The sequence below is a fragment of the Corallococcus sicarius genome (assembly GCF_003611735.1).
Lineage (GTDB): Bacteria > Myxococcota > Myxococcia > Myxococcales > Myxococcaceae > Corallococcus > Corallococcus sicarius.
Window position 1 is genome coordinate 1 of the sequence record NZ_RAWG01000362.1, and the last position, 9,003, is coordinate 9,003.

5 protein-coding genes are annotated in these 9,003 nt (G+C 68.7%); all 5 read right to left on the minus strand.

Features of this window, described 5'->3' with window-relative positions; all coding sequences use genetic code 11:
* Positions 1-205 precede the first annotated feature (205 nt).
* Positions 206-2,908, minus strand: a complete 2,703-nt coding sequence (gene polA, locus D7X12_RS35620) for a DNA polymerase I (RefSeq protein WP_120629664.1) — start codon at positions 2,906-2,908, stop codon at positions 206-208.
* A 44-nt stretch (positions 2,909-2,952) separates the two neighbouring features.
* Positions 2,953-5,175: an FHA domain-containing protein gene (locus D7X12_RS35625; RefSeq protein ID WP_120629665.1), complete on the minus strand. Its 2,223-nt coding sequence runs from the start codon at positions 5,173-5,175 to the stop codon at positions 2,953-2,955.
* 7 nt (positions 5,176-5,182) lie between these two features.
* Positions 5,183-6,952 (minus strand): TadA family conjugal transfer-associated ATPase, encoded by a 1,770-nt coding sequence (locus D7X12_RS35630; protein ID WP_120629666.1) that lies wholly within the window; start codon positions 6,950-6,952, stop codon positions 5,183-5,185.
* A gap of 168 nt (positions 6,953-7,120) precedes the next feature.
* Entirely contained in the window at positions 7,121-8,569 is a 1,449-nt protein-coding gene (locus D7X12_RS35635; RefSeq protein ID WP_120629667.1) for a type II and III secretion system protein family protein, read from the minus strand.
* A 46-nt stretch (positions 8,570-8,615) separates the two neighbouring features.
* The coding region (locus tag D7X12_RS35640) for a prepilin peptidase (RefSeq protein WP_147443893.1) at positions 8,616-9,003 on the minus strand (388 nt) is incomplete at its 5' end.

Below are 9,003 nucleotides of genomic sequence, written 5' to 3' on the forward strand. Positions count from 1 at the left end.
CCTTGGGGAGCGTGTTCCTGCTCGGGGGAGCGGTGAGCGCGCACACAGGTTCGAACGCTGGAACGCGTGGATGGGGGTCCGCGCGCTCCGCCGGTCGGACGGATCGGCATATTTGTCGGGGGGAAGTGGGGACGGGGAAGTACGCGGGAGGGCGCCTACGGGGGTGGGCGCTTCTCCCGCTTTTTTCGTCCCGGGCTCCGGCGCTTCAGTGCGCGTCCGCCCAGCTCTTCCCTGCGCCCACGTCCACCTTGAGCGGCACCTTCAGCTCGGCGACGGCGCTCATGCACCGCACGGCCAGGGCCTTCACCGCGTCCACTTCCGCGTCCGGCGCCTCGAAGAGCAGTTCGTCGTGCACCTGGAGCAGCACGCGCGTCTTCAGCTTCTCTTGCCGCAGCGCCGCGTCCACCGCCAGCATCGCCTTCTTCATCAGGTCCGCGGCGGTGCCCTGGATGGGCATGTTGATGGCGGCGCGCTCGGCGGCCTGCGCCACGCCCCGGTTCTTGGACAGCAGGTCGCCCATCAGGCGGCGGCGTCCGTAGAGCGTCTCCACGTAGCCCACCTTGCGCGCCTTCTCCACGGTGTCCTCCAGGTACTGGCGGATGCCCGCGTACCGGGTGAAGTACCGCTCGATGATGTCGCGGGCGCTCTCCTGTGAAATCCCCAGGCGCGTGGACAGGCCGTGCGGAGACAGGCCGTACGCGATGCCGAAGTTCACCGTCTTCGCCACGCGGCGCTGCTCGCGGTCCACGTCCTTGGGGCTGATGCTGAAGATCTCCGCCGCCGTGCGGCTGTGGATGTCCTCATCGTCAAGGAACGCCTGGATGAGGACCGGATCCTCCGCGATGTGCGCGAGCAGCCGCAGCTCCACCTGCGAGTAGTCCGCGCTGACCAGCTGGTGCCCGGCCTCCGCCACGAAGGCGCGGCGGATCTCCCGGCCCAGCTCGGTGCGGATGGGGATGTTCTGGAGGTTGGGGTCGGACGAGGACAGCCGGCCGGTGGCGGTGGCCGCCTGGTGGTACGTGGTGTGGACGCGCCCGTCCTTCCCCACCAGCGTCGGCAGCGTGTCCAGGTAGGTGCTCTTGAGCTTGGACAGGCCCCGGTACTCGATGAGCGCCCGCGCCAGCACGCTGCCGTGCTCCTCGGCCAGCTTCTCCAGCACTTCCTGATCCGTGGACGGCCCCGTCTTGCCGCGCTTGAGGATGGGCAGCTTCAGCTCTTCGTAGAGCACCTGCGCCAGCTGCGGGTTGGAGCCCAGGTTGAAGACGTGGCCGGCGGCCGTGTGGCACTCGGCCTCCTTCGCCTTCACCTCCACGTCCACGCGCTCGGAGGTGCGCGCCAGCTCCGTCACGTCCAGCTTGACGCCCTCGCGCTCCATGCGCGCCAGGATGGGCAACAGCGGCAGCTCCAGCGTGCGCGCCAGTTCCGCCAGGCCCCCCAGCTCCAGCTCACGCCACAGCTCCGGCGCCAGCCTCCGCGCCGCGTCCGCGCGCACCGCGTACCCCGCGGCCACCTCCTCCGGGCCATGGTCCGTCAGCGCCCTGCCCTTCTTGCCCTCCACCGACGCCGGCAGCGCGGGCAGCTCCGAGCGCAGCCGCTCCCGCGCCAGGTCCGCGAGCGCGTGCTCGCGGCGCGACGGGTTGAGCAGGTAGCTCAGGAGCTCCACGTCGTCGTGCGCGCCCTCCAGCGGCAGCCCCTCGTTGGCCAGCACCAGCGTGAGCGCCTTGAGATCATGGCCGCCCTTCTTCACGCCCGCGTCCGCCAGCACGTCCCGCATCACCGAGGCGAACGTCGCCACCGGCACCTGGGCCGCGCCCAGCTGCTGGTGCCGCAGGGGCACGTAGCGCGTGGTGCCGTCCGGCAGCGCCACGCCCAGGCCCACCAGCGGGGCCGCGAAGGGCAGGCCCTCGTAGGCGGGCACCAGCGTGACGGCCCCGGCCGCGCGCGCCGCGTCCGCCAGCGTCTTCAGCTCCGCCTCGGTGGTGACGAGCGTGGTGGTGGTGACGAGCGGCGCCACGTCCGGACGCGGCGTCTCCTCCGCCGGCAGGTCCCGCAGGAGCGCGAAGAACTCCAGCTCCGTGAACAGGTCGCGCGCGCGTGTGGAGTCCGGCGGGCGCCGCACCAGGTCGTCCAGCTTCACGCCCAGGGGCAGCGTGGTGTTGAAGGTGACCAGCTGCTTGGCGCGCACCAGGCTCTCGCGGTGGGCCTCCAGCGCCGCGCGGATCTTCGGCTTCTTCACTTCCTCCAGCCGCGACAGCAGCGTCTCCACGTCGCCGAACTGGTGCAGCAGCTCCACCGCCGTCTTGTCGCCCACGCCGGGCACCTTGGCGACGTTGTCCACCGCGTCGCCCACCAGGGCGAGGAAGTCGCGCACCTGCCGGGGCAGGATGCCCAGCTTCTCCTGCACGTCCACGACGGCCATGCGCTTGTTCTTCTGGGGGTCGAAGAGGGTGATGTCCTCGTCGACGATCTGCATGAAGTCCTTGTCGCTGGTGACGACGAGCACCTGGTAGCCCTCGGCCTTGGCCTGCATCGCCAGGGTGCCGATGACGTCGTCCGCCTCCCAGCCCTCCGCGTCCAGCGACGGCAGGTTGAGCACGTCGCCCACCTTGCGGATGAGCGGGAACTGGGGCGTCAGGTCCTCAGGCGGCGCCTTGCGGTTCGCCTTGTACTGCGGGTCGATCTTCTGGCGCTCCACGCGGCCCGACTTGTCGAACGCCAGGGCCACGTGGGTGGGCTTCAGCTCCTGCAGGGCCTTGAGCACCATGCGGGTGAAGCCCAGCACCGCGTTGGTGGGCACCCCCTTGCTCGTCGTGAGCGGGGGGATGGCGTGGTAGGCGCGGAAGATGAAGCCAGAGGCGTCGAAGAGGGCCAGGCGGCGCTCGGAGCGCGGGGGGCTGGTGTCGGCCATCCCCCGTCCCTAGCGCGCCTCCCGCTCCCTGTCCACGAAGCCCCTCACCGGCACTTCAGCTCCTGCTTCTTCGTGGCCACCATCTCCGCGATGCCGTCACCCTGCACCGCGTAGTCCTCCACGATGGACAGGTCCTGGCAGCCGGCCACCTCCGACAGCGCCTGCTGGGCCTGCGTCGAACAGAAGGCCACCGCGCGGTTGAGGTCCGTGTTGCCCTTGTAGAACTCGAAGCCCAGCTTCCAGATCTTGCAGCCGCGGCGCTTGTCCTCGCGGTCCGCGAAGTGCTTGCCGCGCTGGTACGCCTTGGACGCCATGTCCTGGAAGATGTTCTTCCGGTAGAAGGACAGGTGCGTCTCCGCGAGCTCGCCCATCAGCCGCTTGTCCGTGGACAGCGCTTCCTTGAAGGGCTCCACCGCGCGCTCGGGGTCGTCCAGGTTGAGCGCGCTCGCGCCCGCCTTGAAGAGCTGATCCACGTTGGACACGTCCCGCATCAGGTCGTCCGCCTGGGCGTGGAACTGCGCGGAGTCCTCCTTGGAGCGCAGCTTCTGCAACGTCGCCAGCGCCTCGCTGCCGCGGCCGTGCCAGTAGTCCATCATCGCCGCCTGCATCAGCTTCGGGCTGTAGCGGTTGTTCATCATGGTGCGCACTTCGCTGGCCTGATCCGGCCCGATGCTGTCCTCGGTGAGCACGTCCGACACCGGGCACGTCCACGGCGCCGCGTTGCGATCCAACCGGAGCCGGGCCACCAGGAACTTCACGAACATGGGGTCCTTGGGCCGCCACTCGTTGCGGCGCAGCCCGCCCTCCAGCCGGAGCGTCTGGCCCAGCGGCGGCTCCATGTCCTCCTTGCTCTGCTTCTGGCACCACACTTCCATGTAGTCCTGGCAGCGAGGCACGGCGGCGCTCCACTGCGCGTTGCCCAGGTAGCGCTTGCAGTCGTCCTTCGCGCGCTCCACGAACCGCTCGGCGGACTCGCGCGCCTTCGCGCGGGCGCGGCGGAAGTACTCGCTCTCCTTCGGAATCTTGCGCAGCGCCTGCAGGGCCTCCTTCTCGCGGTTCAGCTCGACGGACTTCTTCGCGAACTCCATGTTCTCGAAGGCTTCCTTCTCCAGCTTGATGCGCCGCACGAGGTTGTTCGCCTCGGCGTTGATGGGGTCCAGGTCCAGGGCCTTCTCACAGGTCTGCTCGGCCCGCTGCCAGTTGGGCGGCCCCAGGTCGTTGGACGCGTAGGAGCGGCACTCGCTGAGCAGTTCCTGCACCTGCTGCTGCGGGTCCTGCGACGCGGCCGGGGTGGGCTTCGGGTTCTTCGAAACACCCGGCGCGAAGGACACCTTCACCACCGCCACCACCGCGAACAGGGCCACCACGCCGCCGACGATGACGGCCAGCTTGCGCCGGTTGTCCGTCGCGGGCTCCGCCCGGCTTCCCCTCCGGGACGGGATGGCCGCGCCCGTCCCCGGACGCCGCGCGGGCGTGTCGGAGGCCTCGTAGGCCATCTCCACCACGCCGAACTGGAGGACGTCCCCGGGCTGGAGGTCCACGAACTCCTGCCCCAGCAGCTCGCCGTTGAGCAGCGTGCCGTTGGCGCTGCCCAGGTCACGCGCCCGCACGACGTTGCCCTCGCGCTGGACCTCCGCGTGCTTGCGGCTCACGGAGTCGTCATCCAGCATCACCACCGCCGGCGGCGCGCGGCCCACCAGCAGCGTCGCGGTGATGGGATAGGACTTGCCGGCCCACGGCCCCGTCAGGCCCTTGAGCACCGGCCCCGCGCCCACTCCCGCGACCACGCCCGTGGGCAGGGGCTGCCGCCCGGGCCGCTTCGCCAGCGCCGCGCCCGCGGGCTTCGGGGCCCCGTTCGCGGTGGCCTTGGCCTTGATGCTGGGCATCGCGCGCGTGCCCTTCACCGGGGCGTCCGCGAGCGTCTCCGGGTCGCCCGCTTCGGGCGCGGGGGTCGCCGCCCGGCGGCCGCTGGAGCCCTTCGCGCCCCCCTTGAGCTTCATCTCGTAGTCGCCCAGCAGCACCTGGGAGCCCGGCATCAGCGCCGTGGGCCCCTCGATGCGCTGACCGTCCACGAACGTGCCGTTCTGGCTGTTGCCGTCCTCGATGTAGACGGTGCCGGCCTCCACGTAGACGCGCGCGTGCTGCCGCGACACGCCTCCTTCCGTGAGGACAAGGTCATTGCCCTGCTGGCGGCCAATCTTCAGCTCGCCAGCGATTTCGTGCTCGTGCTCAGTGCCGTCAGGGTGACGGACGACCAGGGTTGCCATGGGCGCGTCAGTCCTCGCGGAAGATGCTCATGTTCACCGGAAGGCCCTTGCGCTGAAGTTCGTCATAGAACTTCGGCACGAAGCCCGAGGCCACGTAGCGGCCCCGCACCTTGTGGTCCTCGGTGAAACCATCCTGCTTGTAATAGAAGATGTCCTGGAGGGTCACGATGTCGACCTCCATCCCGGAAACCTCTGTGATGTAGCAAATCTTTCGCGTGCCGTCGGAGAAGCGCGTCTGCTGCACGATGAGGTGCACGGCGCTGGCGATCTGCTCGCGGATGGCCTTCACCGGCAGCTCCATGCCGGACATGAGCACCATCGTCTCCAACCGCGCGATGGCGTCACGCGGCGTGTTCGCGTGCAGCGTGGTGAGCGAACCGTCGTGGCCGGTGTTCATCGCCTGGAGCATGTCCAGCGTCTCGCCGGAGCGGCACTCGCCCACGACGATGCGGTCCGGCCGCATGCGCAGGCAGTTCTTCACCAGCTCGCGGATGGTGATGGCGCCCTTGCCTTCCAGGTTGGGCGGCCGGCTCTCCAACTGCACCCAGTGGTCCTGCGGAAGCTGCAGCTCCGCGGCGTCCTCCACCGTGATGATGCGCTCCCCCTCCGGGATGAACGAGCTGATGATGTTCAGCGTCGTCGTCTTGCCGGAGCCGGTGCCGCCAGAGATGACGATGTTGCGGCGGGCGGTGACGCACATCTCCAGGAACTCGGCCATCTGCGCCGTGAGCGTCTTGTACTTGATGAGGTCCTGGATCTTCAGCGCGTCCTTCTTGAACTTCCGGATGGTGATGCAGGGCCCCTTGAGGGCCAGGGGCGGGATGATGGCGTTGACGCGGCTGCCGTCCTTGAGGCGCGCGTCCACCAGCGGGCTGGACTCGTCGATGCGCCGGCCGATGGGCGCCACGATGCGCTCGATGACGCCGAGCACCGCCTGGTTGGAGGAGAAGATCTTCTCCGACAGCGTGAGCTTGCCCTTGCGCTCGATGTAGATCTGGTTGGCGTGGTTCACCATGATCTCGCTGATCTCTTCCGACGCGAGGAACGCTTCGAGGGGCCCCAGGCCCAGCGCCTCGTTGATGACGTCGGTGAGCAGCTCCTCGCGGTCCACGTCCGTGGGAAGCTCTCCGTCCGCTTCCATCTGGTCGATGATGTCGCGGATGGCCTTCTCGGTGCGGCGCCACAGCTCCTCGTCCCCGAGCCGGTCCATGTCCATGCGACGCAGGTCGAGGTACTCGATGAGCCGGTCGTGGATCTCCTTCTGGAGGCGCGAGTAGCGCTCCAGCTTCGGGTCCACCTTCTTCTTGTTCTTCGCCATGGCCGCGGCCATGGACGCGGGCATGCGGCTGGGGGCGGCGACGGCAGCGGGAGCCGGCTCCTCCTCCTCGTAGGCCTCCTCCTCCTCGTAGGCCTCTTCCTCCTCGTAGGCCTCCTCGCCCTGCTCCTCGTCGTAGCCCTCGTCGGCGTGCGCGTCCTGCGGCGCGTCCTCCAGCGCTTCCACGTTGAGGATGTAGTCGCCGATGGAAACCTGGTCCGTGGGCTTGAGGACCATGGGTCCGGCAATCTTCTTGCCGTTCACGAACGTGCCGTTCGTGGACTTCATGTCCACGATGATGAAGCGTCCGTCCTTCTCGACGATGCGGGAGTGGTACTTGGAGACGTTCCCCTTCCCGAGGACGATGTCATTGCCGGCGAGCCGGCCAATCGTCACCTCGTTCTTGGGGTATTCCCGCTGCTCCGTCCCGCCGCCCTTCTCCGCCAGGGTGATGAGAAACATGGGTCGGGATGCTACCAAGCCCTCCTGCGACCTCAAAGACTCCTGCGACGGTCGCCCGCCTGCCCGCAAGCTCTCGGGCCGGCACCCTCCCCCCTTCTGGAGGGGAGCGGGGCCGGCCCGGAGGTCGAAGCCGTTCGCTGAAGGGGCGCCCGGGGCGGGCGCCGGACGTCAGTCGAAGATGTTGAAGTTCACCTCGGAGCGGGCCTGCTTGTAGCGGGTCTTCACGTCCTCGATGATGCTCCGGACCTTGTCCGAGTCCGGGTTCACGATGCGCGGGGTGACGAAGATCACCAGCTCGCGCTTGGTGGAGTCGAACGCGCGGTTCTTGAAGATCTCGCCCACGATGGGGATGTTGCCCAGGCCCGGCAGCTTCGCGACGGCCTTCTGCTCGTCGTGGCTGAACACGCCCGACAGCACGATGGTCTCACCGTGGCGCACGGTGACGTTCGTCTTCACCTTGCGGGTGCGGAAGCCCGGGATGGCGGACGAACCACCGAAGGACACCGACACGGAGGTGTCGATTTCGGACGCCTCGGCCTCCACCTCCGTCTGGATGTTGCCGTTGCGGTCCGCGGTGGGGCGGATGTTCAGGATGACGCCGTAGGGCTTGTACTCCACCGTGAACTGCGTGTTCGTGATGAGGGGAATCGGCACCTCGCCACCGGCGAGGAACTCCGCCTTCTCACCGCTCGCGCACACCAGCTTGGGCTGCGCCAACAGGCGGCCGTAACCGTCGTTGGCCTGGAAGCCGATGCTCAGCTCGGAGGAACCCGTGGCGCTCGCGGTGAGGGCCGCGATGGCGTCCCCGCCGGGGATGAGCCCCTTGGTGAGGTCCACCGCGGCCGTGAGGCCACCGGTGATGTCCGTGGGGTACTTGATGCCGTAGCGGTCGCGGCTGTTGCGGCGGATTTCGACGAACTGGACCTCGGAGAGGATCATCCGCTTGATGCCGACGACGAGCAGGTTCTCCACCTTCTCGCCAATGGCCTTGGTGATGAGCTCCGCCTTCTGCAGGTCCTGCTGGCTCTCCACGGAGCCCTCCAGGAAAATGGTCGCGCCCACCACGTTGGCCTGCACGTTCTTCAGGCCCGCCTTCTGGAAGGCCGCGTTCAGGTTCTGGGCGACCAGCTTCTTGGCGTTGGGGGCGATCTTCACGAACGACTTCACGTTCGGGTAGAGGCTCACCACCTGCTCGATGCGGTCCGCGTCCTGCGTCGTGTAGGCCTGACCGTCCAGGTAGATGCGATCCCCCACCATGCGCACGGACACGCCTTCGATTTCGCCCAAGAGGCGCTTGATCTCGGAGATGACCTCGTTGGGGTCCTGCTTGCGCACCGTCACCAGGTAGCTGATGCGCTGCCCCGAGGACTTCCAGACGAGCAGCGTCGTCTTGCCCTCCTGCTGGCCGGTGATGAGCAGCTGCCCGGTGCCGAGCGTCTTCACCTCGGCGACGGACGGGTCGCCCAGCGCGACGCGGCTGAGGCCGGGGATGGTGAGCACCTTCTGCGTGCCGACACCGAGGTTGACGGTGCTGCCCTCCTGGGCCAGGGCGGGGGCACTGGCCACCAGGGTGACGAGGGCGCCAAGTGCGACGGCGTGCGTGAAGCGCGTGGACATCGTGTGAATCCCCTTCTTGCGTGCGTGCGCGCTGACGGTGCGCGCGCTATCCCAGATGTTGTTGCTGCCACCACATGGCCCAGAAAGTCCCGAGCGCGATGGAGACGCCGTAGGGGATGTGTCGCACGGGAGCGGGAGAGGTTTCCTCGCGCAGCAACTTCGCCCGCACCGCCCAGCGACGGGCCACCGCCGCCAGCGTGTCCCAGACGGCCCCCTGCCACAGCAGCGTGATGACGGCCTGCAGTGCGCCCACCAGCGAGATGAAGGCCGCCGCCGCGAGCACCGCCGGGAATCCCAGCACACAGCCCACGCCCGCCATCAGCTTGACGTCACCCCATCCCATGCGCCCGCGCAGCGCACCGGGCACCAGCAGCAGCGCCAGTCCCGCGCCCGCGAGCGCCCCGCTCAACAGCCCCGTCTCCAGCCCGCCCACC